Here is a 23,814-nt window from a genome sequence, read left to right on the forward strand (position 1 = left end):
CGGCCATGAACGAAGTCAAGCAAGAACTCGTCATCATCCGCCGGCGCAGCGCCTTCGACGATTCGCCACCCAAAGGCGGCGTCTGGAAGATCGCCTATGCGGACTTCATGACCGCGATGATGGCGTTCTTCCTGGTGATGTGGCTGATCAATGCGCTCAACCAGGACCAGAAACAGGTGGTCGCGAGCTATTTCAATCCGATCCAGCTTGCGGAGAACGCACCCGCACCCAAAGGCCTCAAGGACTTGAACAGGAAGGAGCCGTCGTCGTTCGAAGGCCAGGACGGCAAGCGCCAGCCGGCCGGACCGAACGAGGAGCGTCGCGGCGACTCACCGACGGCCGAGAAGCCACCCTTCTACGAAGAGAAGATGCTGTTCCGAGATCCCTATGCGACGCTCGCCGAGATCGCGGCCAGTTCGAACCAGGCTTCGGGCCAACGACGCGCCGGCGCCTTGACGTCGGCGGAGGAAGACGGCCTCAAGGGCGGCGACGCCTATCGCGATCCGTTCGATCCCGGCTACTGGAAGCTCGCCCCGGAGGCGTCCAAGGCGGCGGACCGGATCATGGAGGGTGAACCGAAGCCGAATGCTCCCGCGCGAGACAACGTAGCCGGCACAAATCAGGGCGAGCCGCGTCACGGCAAGACGGATGATGCCGGCGGCAGCGTGGCTCCCAACGCGGAGGCGTCGTCCACCAGTGTGTCGCCGTTGCTGCCTCCAGGACCGCCGCCGTCATTGCCGCCGCGCGAAGGCGGAGGCCAGCCAAACCCACAGGCAAATGTTCAGGCCAACGCCGCGGCGCAGACGGGTCCCGTTGATGCAGCGAAGGACACCGAGCCGCGCGACGCGGCCCAGACGCAGCAGCCGACCGTCAAGCAGCTTCAGGCCGCGATTGCCGACGCGCTGTCGGACATCAAGGCCGGTGCCGGGCCGGTGGCCGAGGTCCGCCAGGTCGAGGAGGGGCTCCTGGTCAGCCTGACCGACGATGCAAGCTTCGGCATGTTCGCGGTCGGCTCGGCCGAGCCCCGGCCCGAGCTCATCCGCGTGATCGACAAGGTCGGACCGCTGCTGACGAAGCGTCCCGGCACGATCATCGTCCGTGGCCACACGGACAACCGGCCATACCGGTCGGAAACCTACGACAATTGGCGGCTGTCCACGGCCCGCGCGCAGATGGCCTACTACATGCTGGTTCGCTCCGGCGTCGACGCGCGGCGGATCGAGCATGTCGAAGGCTATGCCGATCGGCGGCCGAAGCTCCCGAACGATCCGGCGGCCGCGCAGAATCGCCGGATCGAGATCCTGATCCGGGAGAAGCGCCCTTGATCAGGCCGCTACTCCGCGCCGTGCTGCTGATGCTGCTGTCGTTCACGGCGGCACAGGCATTTGCCGAACCGGCAGCAACATCGGGTGAGCCGTATGAACTTGTCCGCTCGTTGCAAGTCGTGCAGGACGGCATCGCCAATGGCGATACCGCGGCGCATGGCAGTCACATCGCGCTGATCCGGCAGATCGGTGAAAAATTTGTCGCCGCAGATCCGGGCGTGTGGAGCAATCCGCTGAACGGCCAGGCAGTCGTCATCTACCTGCTCAGCGGCGGCGCGCCGCAGATCGTCCGCAAGCTGCCGCGCGACAAGATGAATGTCGACGCGCGGTTGTTCGACGGCGCGCTCGCCTATGTCGAAGGCCGTCAGGACGAAGCGAGGGAGCTGCTCAAGGACATCAAGCCGCGCACGATCCCGTCCGGCATGGGCGGGCAGGTCGCGCTGGTCCAGGGCGCGCTGTTCGCACGTTCCGAGGCGTCGCTCGCGATCGAGCGTCTCGACGATGCGCGCCTGCTGCTGCCGGGCACGCTCGTCGAAGAGGCGGCGCTGCGGCGCGAGATCCTGCTGATCGGGCAGGCGGAGGATTTCGACAAGTTCGAGTTCCTGACGCTGGCCTATATCCGGCACTACCGCAACTCTGTCTATGCCGCCGATTTCTGGCAGCGCTTTTCCTCCGGCCTGACGCAATCGGGTCTTGCTCTGGACGACCGCCGCTTCGCGCGGATCACGACCCTGCTGGAGCAGATCGACCGCGCAAGCCGCCTCAAGCTCTATCTGGTGATCGCGCGCGCCGGGTTGGTTCGCGGGCGCCTTGCCGTGACGCGGCTCGCAGGCGAGCGTGCGCTGACGCTCAGCGCCGATGCCACGGCGGATCGCGAGCGCGCACATTTCTTCCGCGGCGCGTCACGGGCGCTCACCGACGAGTATGACGGCGGCCTTGCCGAGCTGAAGGCGCTCGACAGGTCAAAACTGCCGGAGCGCGACGTGCCGCTCCTGAATGCAACCGTCCAGCTCGCGCTCGACGTCCGCAAGCCGATCCCAAGCCTGCCCGCCGGCGCGGCGGCCGACAAGCCTCCACCCACGCCGGCGCGTCTCGATCTCGCATCGTCGACCGCTACCCTTGCGCGCGCCCAGAAGCAGCTCGGCGAACTGGAGCTTCTCACCAAGGATCGCCGCCCATGACCAAGCTCGATGGAACTTCCGGACAGCTTTTCGCAGGTCTCGCCGAAAGCCTCACGCGCGGGGTATCCCGTTCGGCAAAGAACACGGGAACTGCGGGCGCGAAATCGGCCGACGATGCCTCGTTTAACGATCTGCTCCACACCGTCTCGAACATGGCCAAGCGGGCGTTGAACGACCAGGGCGCGAACGCAACCGCAAAGGCGGGTTCGCTGCGCCCGCGCCTGGCTCAACTGGCCGAGCGCGACATGCCGAAGGATGAGACAGCGCACGACCACACCGAGGCGGCCGACAAACCCAAATCGTCGGACAAGCGAAATTCGGTCGACCAGGTCGCGAAAGCGGAAGTCCAGAATCGATTGAACGCTCCGACGATCGTCGGGCAGGAACTCGCCGCCGTGCCGGCGATGAAGCCGCAGACTCAATCGCCATCGGGCGACAAGAAAGACACGGCCGCGCGAGACGAACGCCCCACGGCGAAGCGCGAGGTCCAGAGCACGAGCATGGCAGGATTGGCGGATGGCACGACGTCCGCCACGCGCCCGCAGGTCGCCGCCTTGCAAGCAACGGCGGGTCAGCGGGTCGCTTCGCAGCAGGGAAGCGAGGCGTCGACGAAAGCAATGCCCGCCGCACCCGGCTTCGAAGCCGTCACGGCGAATGTCGAGCGCGCGGCAAAATCCTCGGGGCGCGAAGCCTTACCCGAAGCGACCAAGGTCACCGTCGTGCAGCAGGAGACGCATCTGCCGCCGGTGCCGCAGTTCGGCGCGACCCAGCAGGTCGCGAACGCGGTGGTGTCGGAGCTGAAGAGTTCGTCTGCGCCGGCATCATCCATGGCGCTCGATCTCGCGGCGTCCCAGAGCAACGCTCCAGATCAGCCGCTCAAGATCCTGACCATCAACCTCGAGCCGCCGGCGCTCGGCAATGTCACCGTACGCCTTCGTCTCGTCGGCACCGAGGTGTCGGTTCATCTTGCCGCCGAACGCAAGGACACGAGCCTGATGCTCGACCAGCAGCGCGACTCGATCCGCGATCTGATGCAGTCGGCGGGTTACGTCGCCGACGTCGCGCCGGTACAGCACGGCTCGCTGGACGGCTTCCAGACCGGCTCCGGCGAGTCGCCCCAGCTCTCGGGGCAGCAACAGCAATCGCCGCAGTCGCAAGGCAGTTTCGACGGCGCGAGCAGGTCGTCCGATCAATCGCAAGGCGGAGCCAGGCAGGCCCGGCAAGAACAGCAGTCCAATCAGGAGACGCGTCATGACCAGGACGTGGCGGCGCCGCAGATTCGTCGCGGCCCTGTTTATCTGTAACGCCGGCGCCGCCGCGGCGGCAACGGCCGACGCTGCGCGCCCCTGCGAGCGCGAGATGGCGCGTGCGTCCCGGCAGCACGGGATTCCGCTCGGCATTCTCTACGCCGTCGGCCTGACCGAGACCGGGCGACGCGGCGCGCTTTACCCTTACGCGCTCGGCGCCGAAGGGCAGACCGTGTTCGCCAAGGACATGGATGATGCGATGGCGAATTTCGAAGCAATGCGCAGCAAGGGCATCAAGTTGATCGATCTCGGTTGCATGCAGATCAACCATTACTTCCACGGCGACAAGTTCACGTCGGTCCAGGCGATGTTCGACCCCGCCAAGAACGTCGACTATGCCGCGCGCTTCCTGAAAGAGCTGAAGCAGCGCGAGGGAAGCTGGACCATGGCGGTGGCCCGCTACAATGCGGGCCCCAACAATCAACCGGCGCAGCAGCGCTACGTCTGTCACGTCGTCGCTCATCTCATCTCGAGCGGTTTTGGCGCGTGGACCGACAAGGCGCGCTCGTTCTGCCAACCCAGGACGAGCTGAAGGGACGACATGAAGTTGTGCATCGTCGTTTACCATCAGCCCCGCGCAAGCAAGACCACTCATTGTAAACACAACCCACCGAAGGAGCCCAATTCATGAGCCTGTATGGTATTATGCGCACCGGTGTTTCCGGAATGTCTGCGCAGTCCAACAAGCTGTCGACGGTTTCGGACAATATCGCGAACGTCAACACGACCGGCTACAAGCGGGCTTCGACCGAGTTCTCCTCTCTGATCCTGAAGAGCGGCTCCGGCAACTACGACTCCGGCGCGGTCGAGACCGATGTCCGCTATGCCATCACCGATGCCGGGCACACGCAGTTCACGACGTCGACGACCGACCTTGCCGTCCAGGGCAACGGCTTCTTCGTGGTGTCGAATGCCGCAAACACGCAGCAGTTTCTGACGCGTGCCGGCTCGTTCGTGCCGGACAGCCAGGGTAATCTGGTCAATGCGGCCGGTTTCTATCTTCTGGGCCAGCCCGGCAGCGTGTCCAATTTCTCGCAGAACAGCCTGTCCGGCATGCAGATCGTCAACGTCTCCAATGTATCGCAGATCCCTGTGCCTTCGACATTGGCGACCGTGACCGGCAATCTGGATCCCAGCGCGGCCATCGTGCCGCCGGCGTCCCTGCCGCCGGGCCCGACATCGTATTCGTCGAAGAGCTCGATCGTGGCCTACGACAACATCGGAAATGCCAAGACCCTTGACGTCTACATGGCAAAAACCGGATCGGTGGCCGGCACGGACACCTGGCAGATCCAGGTCTATGATTCGGCGGCAGGCACCCCGCTTGCGGGCGGTCTTGGCACGTTCACCTTCGATACGACGGCAGCCGGAAAAGGCGCGATCACCGGCGCAAGCTCACTCTCGGTGACCGTCCCCGGCGGCTCCGCCCTCACGATCGACATGTCGGCCATGACGCAGGTCGCCTCGAGCTTCGACTTCAAGGCGAACGTCAATGGCAGCGTTCCGTCCGGTATTGACAAGGTCGATGTCGACACCGCGGGGCACGTGACCGCCGTCCTCAAGAACGGCCAGACGACGACCCTCTACACAATCATGCTTGCTGACGTCGAGAGCCCCGACAATCTCACGCCCGAGGCGGGCAACGTCTATTCGACCAATCTCAATTCCGGCAACGCGCATGCGGCCAATGCCGGCAGCGGCGGGCTGGGCACGATCCAGTCCGGCGCGCTCGAGGACTCCAACGTCGATCTCGCGGACGAACTGACCTCAATGATCGAGGCGCAGCGTGGCTTCACCGCGAACTCGAAATCGTTCCAGACCGGCGCCGACCTGCTGGATGTCGTCGTCAACCTGAAGCGCTGAATCCTTCAGCGCCGATTCCGGGCAAGAGCACGCTATGTCCCTTACCGCCGCCCTCGACTCCGCCCGAGCCTCGCTCATGGCCTCGGGCGTCCAGTCGTCGTCCATTTCACGCAACATCGCCGGCGCCAGTACGACCGGCTATTCGCGCAAGATCACCGTGCTGGACAATCTCCCCAACGCGGGTGTCTACGTCGTGGCGATCCAGCGCGCCGCAAGCTCGGGGCTCTACAGCAACGTCCTGACCGCAACCTCGGGATCGGCCAAGCAGAGCGCGATCTACGACGGTCTCCAGAAGATCGCGGCCGCCACGGTGGATGATCCCCAGCTCGATCAGTCGCCGACCGCCCAGCTCAATGCGCTGAAGCAGGCGCTCCAGCAATACGCGAACGCTCCAGATAACGCGACGCTGGCGCAGGCGGCCGTCCAGTCCGCCAAAGACATGGCGACCTCGCTCAACCAGGCGACGCAGACGGTGCAGTCCGTGCGCGAAGGCGCGGACGTCGACATGGCGACCTCGGTTCAGAACATCAACCAGCTGCTGGGTCAGTTCGCCAACGTCAACACGGCGATCGTGAAGGGAACGGTCACCGGCGACGACGTCACCGACTATCTCGACCAGCGCGACAGCATCGTCTCGAAGCTGTCGCAGGAGGTCGGCGTCACGATGACGATCCGTGCCAACGGCGATGCGGCGCTCTACACCGACAATGGTGGGGTGCTGTTCGACAAGGTGGCGCGGACTGTCAGTTTTACGCCGACCGGCGCCTATACGCCGGGCACCACCGGCAACGCGGTCTATATCGACGGCGTGCCCGTGACCGGCCCCAATTCGGTGATGCCGATCAAGTCCGGCAAGCTCGCCGGTCTCGCTCAATTGCGCGATAATGACACGGTCACCTATCAAGGCCAGCTCGATGAGGTCGCCCGCGGCCTGATCAATACTTTCAAGGAAAGCGATCAATCGGGCGCGGCGCTGCCCGATGTTACCGGTCTCTTCACCTACCCCGGCGGGCTGGCGATACCCGCGAGCGCCACCGTCTCGGTGGGCCTCGCCGGCACGATCTCGGTTGCCGCATCGGTCGATCCCGCTCAGGGCGGCAATCCAAACCTGCTGCGCGACGGCGCGATCAGCGGCAACGCCGCATACCAATACAACACCGCCGGCAACGCCGGCTACTCGACCCGGCTTCAGCAGCTGATCGGCAACATGGATGCGTCGCAGCCGTTCGATGCGACCACGCAAGGCAAGCCGAACGGCAGCTTGATCGACTTCGCGTCGTCATCGACGAGCTGGATCGAAAACCAGCGCAAGACTGCCAACGACAATTCCCAATACCAGAGCACGCTGCTCGAACGCAGCAATTCGGCGCTGTCCAACGTCAGCGGCGTCAACATGGACGACGAGATGTCGTTGATGCTCCAGGTCGAGCGTACCTATTCGGCGTCGTCGAAGATCATTTCGACCGTCGACCAAATGTTGCAGAGCCTGCTGGCAGCCGTGGGGACAGCGTCATGATGAGCGCAAACTATATCTCGACACTGATGCTGTCGTCGTCGTTGAGATATTCGATCACGAACAACCAGAGTGCGCTGAGCAAGGCGTCGACGGAGGCGACCACTGGCCGCTTCGCCGATGTCGGCCTCGAGCTCGGTGCCACGACGGGTGGCGACGTCAGCCTGCGGGCAGACATGAGCTTCGCCGATCAGCTCGTCGATACCAATGGGCTCGTCGCGGGTCGTCTCGACGTGACTCAGAACCGGATGACCGAGCTCGGCTCGACCGCATCGGACTTCCTCAAGGACCTGATCGCCGCCCGCAGTACCGACGGCGGTGGGCGGATCGTCCTGCCGCCTGCGTCCGCCAACCTCCAGGATCTGATTGGCGCGCTGAACGTCTCCTATAATGGCTCGTATCTGTTCTCGGGCATCAACACGCAGAACGCGCCGATTACGGCTTACGCTGCCGGCTCGGCCAGCAAGAACCAGGTCGATGCCGATTTCTCTGCGTTCTTCGGCTTCTCGCAATCCTCGGCCAGCGTGAGCAGCATTACCCCGGCTCAAATGCAGAGCTTCCTCAACACCACCTTCGATGCCGAGTTCGCGAGCCCGGCCTGGAACACCAACTGGTCATCGGCCACCGACCAGACCATGCAAAGTCGTATCTCCACGACCGAGGTCGTTGATACGTCCGTCAGCGCCAACCAGACCGGTTTCCGCAAGCTCGCCGAGGCCTATACCATGATGTCCGATCTCGGGAACATAAACCTGGACCAAACGACGTTCCAGACCGTCGTGGACAAGGCCATCGGCCTCGTCGGCAGCGCCATCACTGACCTCGCCACGCTCGGCGGCAACGTCGGCGTGGTCCAGCAGCGGGTCACCACTGCCACGGACAAGCTCAAGACCCAGAAGGACATTCTGAACAATCAGATCGTCGGCATGGAGCAGGTCGACCCGACGGAAGCGTCGGTACGCGTCAACACCTTGCAGACCCAGATCCAGACGGCGCTCGCGCTGACCTCGCAGCTCCAGAAGATCAGTCTCATCAACTATCTCTGAGCCGGGGGCTCACGACACGTGCCTTGTTATTCGGTCTCCTGCGCAGAGTGGTTCTGATGACTTTTGAAGCCTACGAAGCGGTCGTCGAAGACAGCGGCTACGAGGCGCGGGGGCGCGAGCGGCAGGCCCTCAGCCTCGGCATCGACCGGCTGGAGCGGCTCCAGAGGGGCCTCTTCAGTATCGAGGACCTGGTCGAGAGCCTGCTCTACGTCCGGCGACTGTGGACCATCTTCATCGAGGATCTCGCGCATCCGGAAAACGGACTGCCCGACAAGCTGCGCGCCGACATCATCTCGATCGGCCTGTGGGTGGTCAAGGAGGCGGATCGCCTTCGCGAGGAGAGGTCGAACGACGTGATGCAGCTCATCGAAATCAACCGCCTGATCCGAGACGCGCTTTGATGAAGGTATCCTTGCGGGCGGGAGAGCGGATCTACATCAACGGTGCGGTGCTACGCGTGGACCGCAAGGTCTCCGTCGAGCTCGTCAACGACGTCATGTTCCTGCTCGAAGGGCAGGTCATGCAGGCGTCCGATGCCACCACGGCGCTGCGGCAGCTCTATTTCATCGTCCAGCTCATGTTGATGAATCCGACCGACGTCCGCGACGCCGCCGCGCTGTATGGCGAGCATTACGCGGCCCTGCGCGCAGTGTGCGAGAGCCGCGAGATGCTGGACGGGCTCGTCGCGATCGACGAACTGATCGGTGCGACCCGCTACTTCGAAGCGCTCAAGCGGATCCGGGCGCTGTTCCCTGTGGAGCAGGCGATCCTGGCCGGCGCCACCACCGAGTCCCCATTCGAGGCTGCCTGACAGCGGAGAGGCACATGAACGTCACCAGCGCGACCGATACAACGAGCACGACTTCCTCGACGACCGGATCCACCTCGACCACGTCGAGTAACACCGTCGATTACAACACGTTCCTTCAGCTCCTCATCGCCGAGATGAAGAACCAGGATCCGACCAATCCGATGGATACCTCGCAATATATGAGCCAGTTCGCGCAGCTTTCCACGGTCGAGCAGGCCACGCTGACCAACTCGAAGCTCGATTCGCTGCTCTCCTCGCAGGCGCTGACGCAGGCAGACGGCTTGATCGGGCGCAACGTCAGCTTCACCGACTCGACCGGGGCGGCCTTTACCGGCAAGATCGCCTCGGTCTCGATCAACAGCGACGGCTCCGTCGCGACCCTCGAGGACGGCACGAAGGTCGCGGTCGGACCCGGGCTCACGCTCAGCTAGGCCATGAACGAGCGGGACGCCCTCGACATCGTCCAGGCGGCGATCTGGACCATCATCGTCGCCTCCGGACCCGCGGTCGGTGCGGCGATGCTGGTCGGCACCATCATCGCGCTGATCCAGGCCTTGACCCAGATCCAGGAGGTGACGCTGACCTTCGTTCCGAAGATCATCGTCATTCTCCTGGTCGTGGCCGTCTCCGGCTCCTTCATCGGCGCGCATCTCTCCACCTTCACCGAGATGGTCTATTCGCGGATCGAGCACGGCTTCTGATCCGCGAGGGCCCCACCACCCTCGCGTAAGCTTTGCGCGGCAGATTGAGGTCCGGAATCTGCTGCCGGTGACCCATGGCCGATACGTTAGCTGCTAGCCTGCCAAACCCGCGACGCCTCGGGGCGGATGCCTTTTTCGCCGGCGGGATCGTGACCATGCTCACGATCCTGTTCCTGCCCATTCCGCCGATCTTGATCGATCTCGGCCTCGCCTTCTCGATCGCGCTGTCGGCACTGATTCTGATGGTCGCGCTGTGGATTCAGCGGCCGCTCGACTTCTCCGCCTTTCCGACCGTGCTGCTGATCGCGACGATTCTGCGCCTCGCGCTGAACGTCGCGACCACCCGCCTGATCCTGTCGCGCGGCGGGGAGGGCGAGACTGCTGCCGGCCACGTTGTCGCCGGCTTCTCCCAGTTCGTCATGGGCGGCGACTTCGTCATCGGTCTGATCATCTTCGCGATCCTGGTCACGGTGAACTTTGTCGTGATCACCAAGGGCGCGACCCGTATCGCGGAAGTCGGCGCCCGTTTCACGCTGGATGCCATCCCCGGCAAGCAGATGGCGATCGATGCCGATCTGTCGGCAGGCCTGATCGACGACAAGGAGGCCCAGCGCCGGCGCCGCGAGCTCGAGGAGGAGAGCGCGTTCTTCGGTGCGATGGATGGTGCCTCGAAATTCGTCCGCGGCGACGCCATCGCCGGCCTGATCATCACCGCAATCAACATTTTTGGCGGCATCGTCATCGGCGTTACGCATCATGGCTTGAGCCTCGCGCGCGCCGCCGATGTCTACACCAAACTGTCGGTCGGCGACGGCCTGGTCACGCAGATGCCTGCGCTGATCGTGTCGCTGTCGGCGGGCCTGCTGGTCTCCAAGGGTGGTACCAGGGGTTCGGCCGAGCAAGCCGTGCTCCGGCAGCTCGGCGGCTATCCGCGCGCGGTGTCGGCAGCCGCCTTGATGATGTTCGTTCTCGCTTTGATGCCTGGGCTGCCGATGGCACCGTTCATGTTGCTCGGCGGCATCATGGCCTTCGTCGGCTACTCGCTGCCGAGGCGGCAGGCGGCGCGAGAGCGGAAAGAAGAGGCGCACAAGGCCGACGAGCGGGCGCAAGCCGAAGCCAAGGAATCCGTCAAGGAATCGCTCAAGACCGCCGAGATCGAGCTGTCGCTCGGTGGGCACCTTTCGGTCCATCTGCTGGGTTCCCGCAATGAGCTTGCGCACCGCGTCGGCAAGATCCGCAAGAAATTTGCCAAGCAGTACGGCTTCGTCATCCCCGAGATCAAGCTGTCGGATAATCTGTCGATCGATCCCAAGGGATACCAGTTCCGGATCCACGACACGCGCGTCGCCCATGGCGAGCTGCGGCTCGGAGAGGTGATGGTGCTGGTGGACAAGGACGGCAAGCCTGACGTGCCGGGCGACGAGGTGATCGAGCCTGCGTTCGGCATGAAAGCGCTGTGGGTCACGGAAGCCTTCACCGACGAGGTCAAGCGACAGGGCTGCAAGCCCGTCGACAACCTTTCGGTGCTGCTGACGCATCTGAGCGAAGTGATCCGGGCGAACCTCGCCCAGCTGCTGTCCTACAAGGACATGCGCGGTCTGCTCGACCGACTCGAGCCCGAGTACAAGCGCCTGATCGACGATCTCTGCCCGTCGCAGATCTCCTATTCGGGCCTGCTGGCGATCCTGAAGATCCTGCTGGCCGAGCGCGTGTCGATCCGGAACCTTCATCTGATCCTTGAGGCGATCGCCGAGATCGCTCCCCATGTGCGGCGCTCCGAGCAGGTCGCCGAGCACGTGCGGATGCGTCTGGCCCAGCAGATCTGCGGCGATCTCTCCGACAACGGCGTGCTCAACGTTATTCGCCTCGGTAATCGCTGGGATCTCGCCTTCCACCAGAGCCTGAAGCGCGACGCCAAGGGCGACGTCGTCGAGTTCGACGCCGACCCGCGGCTGATCGAGCAGTTCGCGACCGAAGCCAGCGCCGTGATCCGGAAATTCACCGAGGACGGCACCAGTGTGGTGCTCGCGGTGACGCCGGAAGCCCGTCCCTATGTCCGCATGATCCTGGAACGAGTGTTCCCGACCTTGCCGATCCTGTCGCATGTCGAGGTGGCGCGCTGTGCCGAGATCCGGGCGCTCGGAGCCATATCGTGATCAGCGGCCTCGCCGACAACGTGCTCGCGACATTCATCGTGTTCTGCCGTATCGGCGCCTGCCTGATGCTGGTACCCGGCTATTCCAGCGTCAACATTCCGCCCCAGATCCGCCTATTCGTCGCGCTCGTCACGACGTTCGCGCTCACGCCGATCCTGATCGCGATCGTGAAGCCGCTGGTAGACAACGCACCGCCGCTGACGCTTGCGCTGCTGATTGGCACCGAGATCCTGGTCGGCAGCGTCATCGGCCTCGGGGGGCGCGTATTCTTCCTCGCGCTTCAGACCATGGCGACCGTGATGGCGAGCGCGATCGGGCTCAGCAACATCCCGGGAACGCCGGTCGGCGATACCGATTCGGCGCCGGCCCTGGTACCGCTGATCATGGTGGCTGTCACCACGCTGTTCTTCATGACCGACCAGCACTGGCAGGTGCTGCGCGGACTGATGAACTCCTACGACGTCTGGCGGCCCGGCGAAAAGTTGAGTGGCGAGATGGCGCTGAACCAGCTCACGAACCGCCTCTCGGAAGCATTCGTGCTGACGCTGCGGATCACCAGCCCCTTCATCGTGTATTCCGTCATCGTCAATTTGGCGGTTGGCCTCATCAACAAGCTGACGCCGGCGATTCCGGTCTACTTCATCTCTGTGCCCTTCGTCCTGTTCGGCGGCTTTCTGCTGCTCTACCTCACCAGCGACGAGCTGCTGACGCAGTTCATGCTCGGCTTCTCGTCGTGGCTGGCGGAATGACGGTCATGACCTCGCGCGCGGACAAGCTCGGCCGGATCGTCTCGCTCGTGAAGCTTCAACTCCGATTGTCCGAATGGCAGCTCGCGCAATTGCGGCAGCAGGAGCAGACCTTGCAGGATGAGCAGGCGTGGCTGGTCGGAACCCTGAACGAAGGCAAGCCGCCGGTGGGATCATCGAGCGAATCGATCGCGCGCCGGCTCACCACCACGAGCGTCGGCGCGCGCGCCGTGCAGGAGCGGGCCGCGCGGCAACTCGACCAGGTCCGCTCGGAGAGCCGCCGCGTGAAACAGCTCGAGGAAGTCGCCAAAGTGGCGCTCGCCGACAAGCTTCGCGACGCGGAGAAGCGCTCGCTCGAAGAGATGACGGGGACACATTTCGCCGTGCGCGACTGGACGCCACGGCCAGCCAGCCGGAATAAGCCATGATCGTAACAGCGACGCCCGACCTCGTTCTCGACGTTCTGCAGGCCGCCGACCCCGTGACGCAGCGCGCGGCGACCGCAAAGCTCGATGCGCTGAAATCCTCCGATAGGGATTTCGCGGCCACGATGGACGCCGAGGTTGGCAAGGCTGCCGCTGCGGCAGCCGATCAATCCGCGGCGAAGGTGGCTGAGGCGCAATCGGGAGTGGTGAACGGAGCGCCGGTGCAGGTGATCAAGGCGCCGGCCTCGGGCGAGGTGTATCGCAAATTCGAGGCGTTCATCCTCCAGACCTTCGTCGAGACGATGCTTCCGAAGGAGTCGGAAGAAGTATTCGGCAAGGGGACCGCCGGCAGCGTCTGGAAATCGATGCTGGCCGAGCAGCTCGGCAATCAGCTTGCGAAGGGCAAGGGGATCGGCATTGCCAAGCAGCTCGCCGCTGGGCATCCGGCGGCTCCGGACGTAACGGCGAAGGCAGGATGATGGATCTGGAAATGGGTGATGAAGGTTGAGGGGTGAATTTTCCATGCAGGCAGAAGAAGGCGCGATGGCGCCGGTGATGGAGCAGCCGGTCGTGAACACCGGGGCGATGACGGGAGCCACGCCGGGCGATGCGCTATTGCCCGTGCTCCTGCCGATTATCGGCAGCGACATGACGTCCGACGGCACCGATGCGGCAAGGTCGGAAGGGGAAAGGTCCGACGAGGTCCGCGGTCTGCTGACGGCGATCCGCCGGCTCGAGAGTATCGTCGAGGAGGAGACCGCCGCGCTTGCCACCGGCAAGAAGATCGATTTCGACGACTTCAGCGCGCGGAAGAGCCGCAGCATGCTGGAATTCGTCCGCCTGATGCGCGCGCGGATGCATCTTGGCGGGGAGGCCGAGATCACCGAGGAAATCCAGCGGTTGCGCGAGAAGCTGGAGCGAAACCGGTCCATCCTCGAGATGCATTACGACGCCGTGCGCGAGGTCGCTACCATCATCGTCAGGGCGATCCGGGAGGCCGAGTCGGACGGCACCTATAGCGGCCGCGCGGCGCAGGACGGAAAATGATCAGACTGGTGCTGGCCGGGCTCTGGGTATGCATCCTCACTGCGGGCACGAGCTATGCCGTGGCCTACTGGAAGGAAAACGGCAGCCTGCTGCCCGCGAAGGACGAATATCTCGACGGACTGCAGTACCAGAAGACGCGGGCGCTGAGCGTGCCAATGGTCGAGAACGGCAACGTGCAAGGCTACATCGTTGCGCGCTTCGTCTACACCGTGGAGGCGCGGACCATGCACCAGCTCACCGTTCCGCCCGAGCCGTTCGTCGTGGACGAAGCCTTCCGCAAGATCTATGCGGATGAGCGCCTCGATTTCAGGAAGCTCGCCCGTTACGACCTCTCCGTCCTCACCGCGGGTATCAAGCAGCGCGTCAACGAGCGGATGCAGGCCGACGTCGTCCAGGACGTTCTGGTCGAGGACTTCAACTACGTCTCGAAGGACGAATTCCAGCAGAAGCCGTAGTCCGTCGCGCTGCGAAGCCGCGTCGGTGTGGTGACGTTCCTGCCACCGGAAAGCGTAACGGCCTCTGCGGGATATCTCCGGAGAGGCCGTTGATCGTTTCTTATCGCGGCTTTACCGCCTCAGTTTCCTGCCGGGTAAGCCGCCTGGGCGGCGTGTGCCCTGTTCAGGAGGATGCCGACCTCGTCCAGCTCCTGCATCGGCACGTCGATGGCCTCGCCGGCCGGGATGTTGAGCCGGTATCCGACGTAGCGCCGGGCCACGATCGCGTCGAAACCGAGGCGATCACGCAGCTTCTTGCGCAGCTTGCTGACGTGGCTCTCGATCACGCTCTCGTCGAAGGTCGACTCGAAGATGCCGTAGACCGCGTTGAAGATCTGCGTCTTGGTGATCCACTTGCCGTGATTGCCCACCATGTATTCGAGAATGCGCAGTTCGCGGCGGGGCAGGGTGAGGGCGTGGCCGCCGATCTCGGGGTCACGCCCGTTGAAGAAGACCTGGATCCTGGTCTCGCAGGGCCTCGGCAGGTCGCCGACCCTGCGGCGTGCGATCGCCGCCGTCCGCGCAAGGATCTCGCGAAGATGGATCGGTACGTGAACCACGTCGTCCACGCCCGATTCGAAAAGCTCAAGCGTGTTCTTGAGCATCTTCTGACCGCTCATGGCGATGATGGGAGCCGCGGACCGCTTGCGCATCGCCCGTGGCAGGCTTCCGCGGGTATCACAGTCCCCCAGAAGGAAGGCGTCGACGGCTGCCAGGTCCGATTCATTTGCGGATTGCAGCCAGTCCCAGAATTCTCCGGAGGAGAAGCCGATCGACGATACACCCTCACGAACGAGCCCTCCAACGTAGCTGTTCGTGACGCTCTCGCGATCATCAACGATAATATACATCAGTCTTTCGCCCCTGTTTCGCACTTGCTGCGGCCGGCTGGTTGTTGTGATGCCCGGCTCGGCAGTCATGCTGTTTGACGACATTCCTTCCCGCGAACCGTTATTGTGGTTTCGATATTCGCGGGCAGCCCTACGCATTCAGTGCCTGCGTAATGCAGGCCTGCTACTTCGACTCGATACTGAACGCTTACTGCGTGAGGCCCGGCGAGTGTCTTACGGATCACCTCGCGGAGCGGATTGAGAAAGCCACCTAGATCAGTTGCGCCAAGTTGCTCATCGCGTCCGAACACTACTGAACTGTGTCAATCTCCTCGCCAACTGGCGAGAATCACTTGAGCAAGACCGTAACAATTGCCGATTTCCGATCAAGCGCGCGAAACAAAGCGGTTGCTACACATGCTTGATGCTGTTGATTTGTTTCCGGTTGTTTCTTGATATATCCAAACGCATCAGTTGATTTGGCATTCAAACTAGTTCTGCACCGTGGCGGTTATAAAGTTCCGCAGACCCGTGGAATTACAGCTATTTTGGGTAGTGCTGCGGGCCCTTCGTATTGAGGGGTTTTCAACTCCGGATTGACTCTCCTGGACGCGCACCTGCATGCGACAATTCGACTCATCCATGGCGACACGGCTCCAGCTTGGCGAAATCTTGGCGAGCGTGTGTCTTTCGAGTCGCACTCTCGCCTCATGCATGACGCGTTGGACTCATTCGACATCGCATCGTGCGTGACGAATAGTTTTCGATGCGCACGTTTCAGGCAAGCTTCGGCAACTAGCTTCGTTCGACAGATCGAAACGAACGGAGCATTTTCACATGTTGTCCGATGGAAAAACTCGTCCCAGTGCGACTGCGGAGTTGTCTGCGGCGGCGAAGCCGGCTTTGGCGGCGCGCGATGCGAAGGACAATGCGGCGCGGACGGCCAAGCCCGCGACAGGCACGAAACCTGCGTCGGCGGCGGGGAGCGACGAAGTCCTGGCAAAGGAAGCGCTCGAGGGGTTGAAGCGCATTCGCGCCAAGGCACGCCTCGACAAGATGGCGATCCCGAAGCCCACGCCGACCGTCGTCCGCCCGGCAGTAATCGTGGCCAAGCCGCTGCCGCCCCGTCCGACATGGGTCGCGCCGCTCGCGACATTAGCGGTTGCCGCTGTTTTGGTGGTCTGCGCCTGCACCGGCGTGATCGCCTATCTCACCACGCAGCCGAGCCAGACCAACGTCGCGGCCAATGCCGAGATCAGGAATCTGCGCGACACGGTCGCGCAACTACGCAAGCAATTGTCCGGCGTGTCCGAAAACCTCGATGGCTTGCGCACCGCGGTCGATCTCTCGAGCAAGGCGACCAGCGATCGCTTTGGCCGGTTCGCCGAGAACCTGGATCGGATCGAGCGGGTGAGCTCGTCCTCGACGGCGAAGCTCGACAGGCTTGCCCAGGCTCAGGTCCAGGCGCCGACAACTGTCGCCGCGCAGCCGCAATCGCCGTCGCTGCCGATGATGGCCGCGGTCGCCGCGCCCGAGGTCACGGGTTCGGTACCTCCGGCCGAGCGCAATTCGGCACCGCGAAGGACGGTCAAGGGCTGGTCGGTCCGACAGGCCTATGAGGGAATTGCGATCCTGCAAGGCCCGAACGGTGTCGTCGAGGCCGTGCTGGGGCAGCAGGTGCCGAGCCTCGGGCGGATCGAGGAGATCAGAAACGAGAACGGCCGTCTCGTGGTGGAAACCAGCGGCGGCCTCGTCTATTCGCCGCGCAAGGGGACGCCGTGATCGGCGGACCCTTCTATTGGCGGTGATGCTCGAAGCTGGTGCATAGCAGGTCGATCTCTGCCTCCGCGATCGGCGCGCGAAACAGGCGGCAGGTGAACTCGACCGTCGTCTTGTTGTCGGAGCTGGTGCGATCCTCCCGGAGGAAGATGCATCGCTTGCAGACGTCGGTATGGTGCCGCTGTTCGGCGGCGTCCGCTTGATCGAGCACGTGTCGCAGTGTGTCGCGAAAGCGGATCTTGCCGTCATCGTCGAGCACGGCGATGGCGTCGACGAGAACGTTGACGGGATCGCGCGCCAAAAACTTCTTGCCCTGCTGTGTCACGCTCAGCATCACCGAGCGTTTGTCCTTGGCGGAGCGCTTCCGCTCCAGATAGCCCAGCCGCTCGAGCTCGCCGATGATGAACGAGGCGGTGCCACGCGTGGTGCCGACGTAGCTCGCCAGCGCCGAAGGCGTTCTCGAAAACCGGTTGGCACGAGAGAGGAATCGCAACGCCATCCACTCGCGGTCGCGCAAGCCGTGCTTGGTCCCTTCGAACCACAGGATTCGCGCCATCTGTCCCAACAATTCAATCGCTTCACGAGCTAAAATCATTTCTAGTCCAGGTCGGATAAAGCTTTATTCAATTGAGCCTTTGGGAGCGCAATCCGTGCGGGCGAGAGGGAAGTCCTCGAGCGATGGATCGGCTCGAAGCGGAGAGACTCACCTCGCTTGGAAGACCCTTCTCCATTCTGGAGATGGAACTCTCGGATGTGGAACTAGAGCGTCACAGAGAAAGTTCGAGTAAATTACACGGCTCAAGTCTTCTGAAAATTTCAGTCAAATGACGAAGACTCGCGCGCAAATGTCAGACCGTGTGCGATGCCTGGGCAACATGGGCAACATGATGTGTCGTTGCGGCCACTATCGAGTCCGATTGTTGCTGCGAAACGTTTCGAATTGCGCAAAAGCGCACATTGCTTGCAGCGCGTGATGGCGCGGCGAGTGAGAGAACCGCCTTTTTCAGTTAATGGATGTCGCGGCGCAGCGCGGCGGTTAAATCGGGCACACGATCAAATTGGAGGAATGTCAGAGTGTCGTCGGGAATCGAGCAAGTAAAGCCGTTCAGTGTCAAACGCGCAGCATTGGCCGCCACCGTCGGCAACATGCTCGAATTCTACGATTTCATCACTTATAGCTTCTTCGCCATACAGATCGGCCACGCGTTCTTCCCGACCGGAAGCGAATACGGCAGCCTCATGCTGTCGCTGGCAACCTTCGGCGCTGGCTTCGTGACGCGGCCGATCGGCGGGGTCGTGCTCGGCATCTATTCCGACCGGATCGGCCGGCGGCCCGCCATGCTGCTGAGCTTTGCGTTGATGGGGGCGGCGATCCTGACCATCTCGCTCACGCCGTCCTACAATTCGATCGGCGTCGCGGCGCCGATCATCGTGATCGTGGCGCGCATGGCACAGGGCTTTGCCCTCGGCGGCGAGGTCGGGCCGACCACCGCCTATCTCATCGAGATCGCACCGCCGGAGCATCGCGCGCTGGTGGTGGCATGGCAGCCCGCGAGCCAGGAGATCGCCGCGACCGCCGGCGCCCTGGTCGGTGTCATCCTGAGCAAGACCATGGCACCAGAGATGCTGGACTCCTACGGCTGGCGGGTGGCGTTCCTGATCGGGGCGATCTGCCTGCCGTTCGGATTGTGGATGCGCCGGACGCTGCCGGAAACGATCCCGCAGGCGGACGCCGGTCGAGCGGCCGTCGATCGCACGAGTCATCTCTCGCAGGCCAGCCGCCACACTGGCCTCATCGCGCTGGCGCTGATGATTTTGGCCAGCGGCACGATCTCGACCTATGTCACGCAATACATGACGACCTATGCACAGAACACGCTGCATGTGTCGTCGACACTGGCCTTCGCCGTGTCGCTTGTGAGCAACGGCATTCAGTTTGCGGGTGCGCTGTTCGGCGGATGGCTCGCCGATCGCCTGGGCCGCAAGCCGGTCATGATCTGGCCGCAGCTCGTAACGCTGCTGCTGACCTATCCGGCCTTCCTGTGGATAGTGCACGCGCCCGGTGCGCTGTCGCTGCTGGTCGGCTTCGGAGTGCTCTCCGCCATTGGCGCGCTGCCGTTCACGGCGTTCTACGCCACCTTCACCGAGGCGCTGCCCCAGAACATCCGCGGCGGCGTGTTCGCCACCGTCTACGCGGTCGCGATCGCAAGCTTCGGCGGCACCGCACAGCTCGTGGTCACCTGGCTCCTCCATGTCACCGGCGATCCTTTGGCGCCGGCCTGGTACCTGCTGCTTGCGGCAATCGTCGGACTCGTCGCGATGAGCCTGATGCCTGAGACTGCGCCGGTGAAAAAGCGGCGGGGCGAAGCCTGACTGCGCCACGCGCTCGCAGGCTGGTGATTTGCGTTTGGCCGGCAACTATTGGCGAATGCGTCACCTGAAGGGTCAGGGCCAGGCATCAGGAAGGATCAACCGATGAGTATTGAAACCACCATGACGTCCGACGTCGTCGGGCTGACCAAAGTTGCCCCGGTCTCGCGGCGCGGGTTCATGAGCGCCACCGCGGCGGTGGCCGCCGGCTACACGCTTGCGGCCGGGCCGGTCCGTGCCGAGGTCATCACCACCGACACCAGCGGCCTTCAGGCCGGTGACGCCAAGATCAAAGTCGGCTCCGAGGAGATGCCTGCCTATTTTGCCCGTCCAGCCGGCAACACCAAGGCGCCGGTGATCATCGTGGCGATGGAGATTTTTGGCCTGCACGAATACATCAAGGATGTGACGCGCCGCCTCGCCAAGCTCGGCGCGTTTGCGGTCGCGCCCGACTATTACTTCCGCAAGGGCGTCGACCTGACCAAGATCACCGAGATCAAGGACCTGCTGCCGATCGTCAATGCCAAGCCGGACGCAGAGCTCCTGTCCGATCTCGACGCAACCGTGGCGTGGGCAGGATCGCAAGGCGGCGATACCAGCAAGCTCGGCATCATCGGTTTCTGCCGGGGCGGTCGCACGGTCTGGGAATATGCCGCCCATAACGGTACCCTCAAGGCCGGTGTCGCCTTCTACGGTCCGCCGGTCGACCCGGCCAATCCGCTCTGGCCGAAGAGCCCGCTTCAGCTCGCCCCCGAGATGAAGGCGCCGGTGCTCGGCCTCTATGGCGGCGCCGATACCGGCATTCCCGTCGCGCAGGTCGAGCAGCTCAAGGCGGCGCTCGAGCAGAACAAGAAGACGGCTGAATTCAAGATCTATCCGGAGGCGCCGCACGGCTTCCACGCCGATTATCGTGGCAGCTACCGCAAGGAGGCCGCGGAAGATGCCTGGAAGCAGGCGCAAGCCTGGTTCAAGAAATACGGCGTCTTGAGCTGACGCGCCGGTTTTTGAAGGGCGGCCCGATCGGCCGCCCTTTCTATTTCCACGCGATCTCACCTCACCATCGCGCCATAGACGAGATCCTGCACCTGCTCGCGATAATATTTCCTGAGCTCACCGGGGGCCGCCGTTCCTACCACCACGACGAGACGCTCCTTGGGGTCGCAGAAGAACTGCGTTCCGTAGGCGCCATTCCAGGTGAACTCACCGGGATTGCCGGGGACCGACGACAGCCCTTCGCTGGTCCGGACCGCGACCGCGAGGCCAAAGCCGAAGCCGGCGCGATGTGGCTCGATATTCGCCACGTTGTTCTTGATCTCGGGACCGAGGTGATTGGTCGTCATATGATGCACGGTCTTCGGCCCGAGAATGCGCTGGCCGTCAAGCTCGCCGCCATTGAGCAGCATCTGTCCGAAGCGGATGTAGTCGCCGACCGTCGCGAACGAGCAGGCGCCGCCGCAATCGAACTTGGTCGGCGTGTCCAGCAGCTTGATGGCCTGCGGCCGGCCGGTCAGTGGGTCGTTGGCAAAGGGACGGGCGAGGCGAGGGCGCTGTGCGTCGGTCGGGTGGAAGGTTGCGTCCTTCATCCCAAGCGGTTGCCAGACATTAGTGGCGAGATAGTCGCCGAGCCGCTGCTCGGTCACCTTTTCGACGACCGCGCCGAGCACGTCGATCGAGAAGCCATATTCGAACTCGGTCGAGGGCTGGTGCACCAGCGGCAGCTTGTTGATGCGCTCGATGAAGGCCTGCGTGTCGCCTTCGATCGCCGGCGCGGTGCCCTCAGGGTATTGTCGCGCCAGCACGCTGGAACTGTCCGGACGGCCGCCATACATCAGGCCAGATGTATGCCGATACAGGTCATGAATGAAGATTGGTGAAGCCTGCGGTTCGAGTTTCAGCGAACCGTCAGCCTGCTCAACGCCGACCTTCATGTTGGCAAAGCCGGGATAATAGTCGGAGAGCTTGGCCTGGAGCGGCAGCCGGCCCTGCTCCATCAGCGTCAATCCTGCGACCGCTGCCATCGGCTTGGTCATCGAGGCCAGCGCGAAGATCGCATCGACCGGCATCGGCGTGCCCTTGTCCGGATCGAGCATGCCATAGGCCTTGTAATGGACAAGCTTGCCATCGCGCGCGACCGCGACGACCGCGCCCGGCACGCGCTTGGCGGCGATCTCGCGCGCGAAGAAATCGTCGAGCCGCGTGAGGCCTTGTTTGGAGAAGCCGACATCGTCGGGATTGGCCTCGGGCAGTGGCGCAGCACTGGCAGCACCGAGCGTGATCACGGCAGCCGCCGTCGCGATCATGGCGATCGTCTTGTTCATTGTGTCCTCCCAGGGCGAGCTCGTTATGCCGTGGCCCGCTCGATGCCTAGACCACGACCGCACTGGCGCGAAGTCAAGCGCGGGCAGGGCATATCTGGGAAGCGTCGGTGATGCCGGAACCTATTGTCCTTCCCCGGTGCGCCACAACGCGTCGAGGCCGTGCCGATAGGTCGGGTAGGCAAGCGTGACGCCGAGTTCGCGCTTCAATTTCGCATTGGAGACACGGGCGCTGCTGGCATAGAAGCTGCGCGCCATCGCCGACATTTCGGCTGTCGCGAACGCTTCTTCGGGCGGCGGCGCAACACTCATCAGCTTCGCCGCGTAGGCGATCACGTCCTGCGGCGGCGCAGGCTCGTCATCGCAGACGTTCCATGTGCCGCCGCCCCGATGGCGAACCGCGGCCATGATCGCGCTTGCGATGTCGTCGACGTGAATGCGGTTGAAGACCTGTCCCGGCTTGATGATGCGCCGGGCCGAGCCCGCCCGCAGCGTCGCCAGCGCATTGCGGCCGGGGCCGTAGATGCCCGCAAGCCGCAGGATCGCGACGTCACCGCGCGTCGTGTCCGCCCACGCCTCTTCGGCGGCGAGCCGCATCCGCGTGCGGTCGAGAGCGGCCTGTGGCGGCGTGCTTTCATCGACCCACGCGCCGCCGTGATCGCCATACACGCCGATGGTGGAGAGGTAGACGATCTTGCGGTGGCCCGTTGCCAGCACGTCTGCGAAGGCTGCGATGGCGGGATCGCCCGCGCTGCCGGGCGGGATCGACACGAGAAGGACATCGGCGTCGCGAACCTGCCCGACCGCCTCGCGATCAGGAGCGGTTCCGGAGAATGGATGCGCCTCGATGCCGGCGATCGCCTCTCGCTTCGCGGGGGCGCGCACCGTGCCGGCGATGTGCGAGAAGGTGCCGCCAAATCTGGAGACGAAGTGCCGGGCACTGTAGCCAAGGCCAAGGATGAAGAGCCTCATGCGTCTCCCGTGCTGATCGGAGTTCCCGGCCGCGCCGCCCCGCGCGCCGCTCATAAGAGATTTCTGGGTCCGGCAAAAGATATTGCAATTTTACTCGTCTGCCACCCCGGGCGATGGTCGATCGTTACAGGGCGTCGTCAGGGAGGCATCGATCATGCAGGCAGAGGCGGTCGTGGTGCCATCTGGCGCCGCGGAGCTGATCCGGCGCGCGGCCGCGCTGATTTTCGATGTCGACGGCACCCTGGCCGAGACGGAGGAACTGCATCGCCAGGCCTTCAACGAAGCCTTCGCCCGCCACCGTCTCGATTGGCAATGGGACCGTGCCGTTTACAAGGACCTGCTGCGGGTGGCGGGCGGCAAGGAACGTATTCGTGCCTATCATGCAAGGCTGCGGATCGCGTCGCCCTTGTCGGATGCGGACATCGCCGAGCTTCACCGCATCAAGACCGCGCATTATGTCGAGCTGATCGAAACCGGCTGCTGCGCGCTGCGGCCGGGTGTGGCGGACCTGCTGGTTGCGGCGAAGGCACGCGGCCAGCGGCTTGCGATCGCGACAACGACCTCGCACGGCAATATCGATGCGCTGCTGTCGCGGGCGCTGGGGACCCGCTGGGCTGCGGACTTCGACGCCATCGTCGCCGGCGATGATGTGCGGCACAAGAAACCCGCACCGGACGTCTATCTCGAGATCCTGGCGCGGCTGAAGCTGGAGCCGTCGGACTGCGTCGCGATCGAGGATTCCGCCAACGGCCTGATCGCGGCCGCGCGCGCCAACATTCCGGTTCTGATCACGCGCAGCATGTTTTTCCGGGACGATGATTTCACCGAGGCGCGGTTCGTGCTGGACGATCTGTCGGAGCTCGGATGAGGGCGCCAATCAAAAAAACTGAAAAACAACCCCATGCAAAGTAGAACGTGCCGGCGTGGCTGCCG

25 protein-coding genes are annotated in these 23,814 nt (G+C 63.7%); 21 read left to right on the forward strand and 4 right to left on the reverse strand.

What is annotated here, in order from left to right:
- The first annotated feature begins 5 nt into the window (after positions 1-5).
- The 17 genes from ABIB73_RS09390 (at position 6) to ABIB73_RS09470 (ending at position 14,576) form a co-directional block, all read left to right on the forward strand.
- Positions 6-1,325: a MotB family protein gene (locus tag ABIB73_RS09390; protein ID WP_354223293.1), complete on the forward strand. Its 1,320-nt coding sequence runs from the start codon at positions 6-8 to the stop codon at positions 1,323-1,325.
- Entirely contained in the window at positions 1,322-2,506 is a 1,185-nt protein-coding gene (locus ABIB73_RS09395; protein WP_354223295.1) for a chemotaxis protein, read from the forward strand. Before ABIB73_RS09390 ends, ABIB73_RS09395 begins: the two co-directional genes overlap by 4 nt.
- Positions 2,503-3,810: a flagellar hook-length control protein FliK gene (fliK, locus tag ABIB73_RS09400; protein ID WP_354223297.1), complete on the forward strand. Its 1,308-nt coding sequence runs from the start codon at positions 2,503-2,505 to the stop codon at positions 3,808-3,810. The genes ABIB73_RS09395 and fliK overlap by 4 nt, the downstream gene beginning before the upstream one ends.
- Positions 3,758-4,345 carry a transglycosylase SLT domain-containing protein gene (locus tag ABIB73_RS09405; protein WP_354223299.1) on the forward strand — a complete coding sequence of 196 codons (588 nt, stop codon included), beginning with the start codon at positions 3,758-3,760 and terminating at the stop codon, positions 4,343-4,345. Before fliK ends, ABIB73_RS09405 begins: the two co-directional genes overlap by 53 nt.
- A gap of 95 nt (positions 4,346-4,440) precedes the next feature.
- On the forward strand, positions 4,441-5,676 hold the full coding sequence (locus ABIB73_RS09410) for a flagellar hook protein FlgE (protein ID WP_354223301.1): 1,236 nt from the start codon (positions 4,441-4,443) through the stop codon (positions 5,674-5,676).
- Between the two features lie 34 nt (positions 5,677-5,710).
- Positions 5,711-7,192: a flagellar hook-associated protein FlgK gene (gene flgK, locus ABIB73_RS09415; protein WP_354223303.1), complete on the forward strand. Its 1,482-nt coding sequence runs from the start codon at positions 5,711-5,713 to the stop codon at positions 7,190-7,192.
- Complete coding sequence (locus ABIB73_RS09420; protein ID WP_354223305.1) at positions 7,189-8,235, forward strand: flagellar hook-associated family protein; 1,047 nt, start codon at positions 7,189-7,191, stop codon at positions 8,233-8,235. The genes flgK and ABIB73_RS09420 overlap by 4 nt, the downstream gene beginning before the upstream one ends.
- Before the next feature lie 56 nt (positions 8,236-8,291).
- Positions 8,292-8,636: a flagellar biosynthesis regulator FlaF gene (gene flaF, locus ABIB73_RS09425; RefSeq protein WP_354223307.1), complete on the forward strand. Its 345-nt coding sequence runs from the start codon at positions 8,292-8,294 to the stop codon at positions 8,634-8,636.
- Entirely contained in the window at positions 8,636-9,046 is a 411-nt protein-coding gene (flbT, locus tag ABIB73_RS09430; RefSeq protein ID WP_354223309.1) for a flagellar biosynthesis repressor FlbT, read from the forward strand. Before flaF ends, flbT begins: the two co-directional genes overlap by 1 nt.
- A gap of 14 nt (positions 9,047-9,060) precedes the next feature.
- Complete coding sequence (gene flgD, locus ABIB73_RS09435; RefSeq protein WP_354223311.1) at positions 9,061-9,477, forward strand: flagellar hook assembly protein FlgD; 417 nt, start codon at positions 9,061-9,063, stop codon at positions 9,475-9,477.
- A 3-nt stretch (positions 9,478-9,480) separates the two neighbouring features.
- The gene (gene fliQ, locus ABIB73_RS09440; protein ID WP_027556656.1) at positions 9,481-9,747 is read left to right on the forward strand and encodes a flagellar biosynthesis protein FliQ; all 267 of its coding nucleotides are present in this window, start codon (positions 9,481-9,483) and stop codon (positions 9,745-9,747) included.
- A gap of 74 nt (positions 9,748-9,821) precedes the next feature.
- Positions 9,822-11,903, forward strand: coding sequence for a flagellar biosynthesis protein FlhA (gene flhA, locus ABIB73_RS09445; RefSeq protein ID WP_354223314.1), 2,082 nt, complete (start codon positions 9,822-9,824; stop codon positions 11,901-11,903).
- Positions 11,900-12,652, forward strand: a complete 753-nt coding sequence (gene fliR / locus ABIB73_RS09450; protein ID WP_354223316.1) for a flagellar biosynthesis protein FliR — start codon at positions 11,900-11,902, stop codon at positions 12,650-12,652. The genes flhA and fliR overlap by 4 nt, the downstream gene beginning before the upstream one ends.
- Before the next feature lie 5 nt (positions 12,653-12,657).
- Positions 12,658-13,077: a hypothetical protein gene (locus ABIB73_RS09455; RefSeq protein WP_354223318.1), complete on the forward strand. Its 420-nt coding sequence runs from the start codon at positions 12,658-12,660 to the stop codon at positions 13,075-13,077.
- The gene (locus ABIB73_RS09460) at positions 13,074-13,553 is read left to right on the forward strand and encodes a rod-binding protein (RefSeq protein ID WP_354223320.1); all 480 of its coding nucleotides are present in this window, start codon (positions 13,074-13,076) and stop codon (positions 13,551-13,553) included. Before ABIB73_RS09455 ends, ABIB73_RS09460 begins: the two co-directional genes overlap by 4 nt.
- A gap of 43 nt (positions 13,554-13,596) precedes the next feature.
- Positions 13,597-14,121 (forward strand): flagellar biosynthesis protein FlgN, encoded by a 525-nt coding sequence (locus ABIB73_RS09465; protein ID WP_354223322.1) that lies wholly within the window; start codon positions 13,597-13,599, stop codon positions 14,119-14,121.
- Positions 14,118-14,576 carry a hypothetical protein gene (locus ABIB73_RS09470; RefSeq protein WP_354223324.1) on the forward strand — a complete coding sequence of 153 codons (459 nt, stop codon included), beginning with the start codon at positions 14,118-14,120 and terminating at the stop codon, positions 14,574-14,576. The genes ABIB73_RS09465 and ABIB73_RS09470 overlap by 4 nt, the downstream gene beginning before the upstream one ends.
- Positions 14,577-14,695: 119 nt before the next feature.
- On the opposite strand, the gene ABIB73_RS09475 is transcribed toward ABIB73_RS09470, so the two are convergent.
- Positions 14,696-15,466: a response regulator transcription factor gene (locus ABIB73_RS09475; RefSeq protein ID WP_354224259.1), complete on the reverse strand. Its 771-nt coding sequence runs from the start codon at positions 15,464-15,466 to the stop codon at positions 14,696-14,698.
- Between the two features lie 816 nt (positions 15,467-16,282).
- Between ABIB73_RS09475 and ABIB73_RS09480 the strand changes: the two genes are divergently transcribed.
- The gene (locus tag ABIB73_RS09480) at positions 16,283-17,227 is read left to right on the forward strand and encodes a hypothetical protein (RefSeq protein ID WP_354223326.1); all 945 of its coding nucleotides are present in this window, start codon (positions 16,283-16,285) and stop codon (positions 17,225-17,227) included.
- 13 nt (positions 17,228-17,240) lie between these two features.
- Here the strand turns inward: ABIB73_RS09480 and ABIB73_RS09485 are convergent, their stop codons facing one another.
- The gene (locus ABIB73_RS09485) at positions 17,241-17,819 is read right to left on the reverse strand and encodes a MarR family winged helix-turn-helix transcriptional regulator (RefSeq protein WP_354223328.1); all 579 of its coding nucleotides are present in this window, start codon (positions 17,817-17,819) and stop codon (positions 17,241-17,243) included.
- Positions 17,820-18,370: 551 nt separating this feature from the next.
- Here ABIB73_RS09485 and ABIB73_RS09490 point away from each other — a divergent pair.
- Positions 18,371-19,597, forward strand: a complete 1,227-nt coding sequence (locus ABIB73_RS09490; RefSeq protein ID WP_502918419.1) for an MFS transporter — start codon at positions 18,371-18,373, stop codon at positions 19,595-19,597.
- Positions 19,598-19,699: 102 nt separating this feature from the next.
- The gene (locus ABIB73_RS09495) at positions 19,700-20,587 is read left to right on the forward strand and encodes a dienelactone hydrolase family protein (protein WP_354223332.1); all 888 of its coding nucleotides are present in this window, start codon (positions 19,700-19,702) and stop codon (positions 20,585-20,587) included.
- Positions 20,588-20,643: 56 nt separating this feature from the next.
- Here the strand turns inward: ABIB73_RS09495 and ABIB73_RS09500 are convergent, their stop codons facing one another.
- Both ABIB73_RS09500 and ABIB73_RS09505 read right to left on the reverse strand, forming a co-directional pair.
- A complete protein-coding gene (locus tag ABIB73_RS09500) occupies positions 20,644-21,912 on the reverse strand; it encodes a serine hydrolase domain-containing protein (protein WP_354223334.1) in 1,269 nt (422 codons plus the stop codon).
- A 120-nt stretch (positions 21,913-22,032) separates the two neighbouring features.
- Positions 22,033-22,881: an SDR family oxidoreductase gene (locus ABIB73_RS09505; RefSeq protein ID WP_354223336.1), complete on the reverse strand. Its 849-nt coding sequence runs from the start codon at positions 22,879-22,881 to the stop codon at positions 22,033-22,035.
- Positions 22,882-23,035: 154 nt separating this feature from the next.
- Between ABIB73_RS09505 and ABIB73_RS09510 the strand changes: the two genes are divergently transcribed.
- Positions 23,036-23,749 (forward strand): HAD family hydrolase, encoded by a 714-nt coding sequence (locus tag ABIB73_RS09510; RefSeq protein ID WP_354223338.1) that lies wholly within the window; start codon positions 23,036-23,038, stop codon positions 23,747-23,749.
- Positions 23,750-23,814: the final 65 nt, after the last annotated feature.

Source organism: Bradyrhizobium sp. F1.4.3 (assembly GCF_040548375.1).
GTDB lineage: Bacteria > Pseudomonadota > Alphaproteobacteria > Rhizobiales > Xanthobacteraceae > Bradyrhizobium.

What these genes read in the sequence shown, in the direction of transcription:
- ABIB73_RS09460 (WP_354223320.1), top strand. Translation starts at nt 13,074, where the DNA reads ATGATCGTAACAGCGACGCCCGACCTCGTTCTCGACGTTCTGCAGGCC.
- ABIB73_RS09405 (WP_354223299.1), top strand. Translation starts at nt 3,758, where the DNA reads ATGACCAGGACGTGGCGGCGCCGCAGATTCGTCGCGGCCCTGTTTATC.
- ABIB73_RS09510 (WP_354223338.1), top strand. Translation starts at nt 23,036, where the DNA reads ATGCAGGCAGAGGCGGTCGTGGTGCCATCTGGCGCCGCGGAGCTGATC.
- fliQ (WP_027556656.1), top strand. Translation starts at nt 9,481, where the DNA reads ATGAACGAGCGGGACGCCCTCGACATCGTCCAGGCGGCGATCTGGACC.
- ABIB73_RS09390 (WP_354223293.1), top strand. Translation starts at nt 6, where the DNA reads ATGAACGAAGTCAAGCAAGAACTCGTCATCATCCGCCGGCGCAGCGCC.
- flhA (WP_354223314.1), top strand. Translation starts at nt 9,822, where the DNA reads ATGGCCGATACGTTAGCTGCTAGCCTGCCAAACCCGCGACGCCTCGGG.
- ABIB73_RS09490 (WP_502918419.1), top strand. Translation starts at nt 18,371, where the DNA reads ATGCTCGAATTCTACGATTTCATCACTTATAGCTTCTTCGCCATACAG.
- ABIB73_RS09475 (WP_354224259.1), bottom strand. Translation starts at nt 15,466, where the DNA reads ATGTATATTATCGTTGATGATCGCGAGAGCGTCACGAACAGCTACGTT.
- ABIB73_RS09410 (WP_354223301.1), top strand. Translation starts at nt 4,441, where the DNA reads ATGAGCCTGTATGGTATTATGCGCACCGGTGTTTCCGGAATGTCTGCG.
- ABIB73_RS09470 (WP_354223324.1), top strand. Translation starts at nt 14,118, where the DNA reads ATGATCAGACTGGTGCTGGCCGGGCTCTGGGTATGCATCCTCACTGCG.
- fliK (WP_354223297.1), top strand. Translation starts at nt 2,503, where the DNA reads ATGACCAAGCTCGATGGAACTTCCGGACAGCTTTTCGCAGGTCTCGCC.
- flbT (WP_354223309.1), top strand. Translation starts at nt 8,636, where the DNA reads ATGAAGGTATCCTTGCGGGCGGGAGAGCGGATCTACATCAACGGTGCG.
- ABIB73_RS09480 (WP_354223326.1), top strand. Translation starts at nt 16,283, where the DNA reads ATGTTGTCCGATGGAAAAACTCGTCCCAGTGCGACTGCGGAGTTGTCT.
- ABIB73_RS09420 (WP_354223305.1), top strand. Translation starts at nt 7,189, where the DNA reads ATGATGAGCGCAAACTATATCTCGACACTGATGCTGTCGTCGTCGTTG.
- ABIB73_RS09485 (WP_354223328.1), bottom strand. Translation starts at nt 17,819, where the DNA reads ATGATTTTAGCTCGTGAAGCGATTGAATTGTTGGGACAGATGGCGCGA.
- flgK (WP_354223303.1), top strand. Translation starts at nt 5,711, where the DNA reads ATGTCCCTTACCGCCGCCCTCGACTCCGCCCGAGCCTCGCTCATGGCC.
- flgD (WP_354223311.1), top strand. Translation starts at nt 9,061, where the DNA reads ATGAACGTCACCAGCGCGACCGATACAACGAGCACGACTTCCTCGACG.
- flaF (WP_354223307.1), top strand. Translation starts at nt 8,292, where the DNA reads ATGACTTTTGAAGCCTACGAAGCGGTCGTCGAAGACAGCGGCTACGAG.
- ABIB73_RS09455 (WP_354223318.1), top strand. Translation starts at nt 12,658, where the DNA reads ATGACCTCGCGCGCGGACAAGCTCGGCCGGATCGTCTCGCTCGTGAAG.
- ABIB73_RS09495 (WP_354223332.1), top strand. Translation starts at nt 19,700, where the DNA reads ATGAGTATTGAAACCACCATGACGTCCGACGTCGTCGGGCTGACCAAA.
- ABIB73_RS09505 (WP_354223336.1), bottom strand. Translation starts at nt 22,881, where the DNA reads ATGAGGCTCTTCATCCTTGGCCTTGGCTACAGTGCCCGGCACTTCGTC.
- ABIB73_RS09500 (WP_354223334.1), bottom strand. Translation starts at nt 21,912, where the DNA reads ATGAACAAGACGATCGCCATGATCGCGACGGCGGCTGCCGTGATCACG.
- ABIB73_RS09465 (WP_354223322.1), top strand. Translation starts at nt 13,597, where the DNA reads ATGCAGGCAGAAGAAGGCGCGATGGCGCCGGTGATGGAGCAGCCGGTC.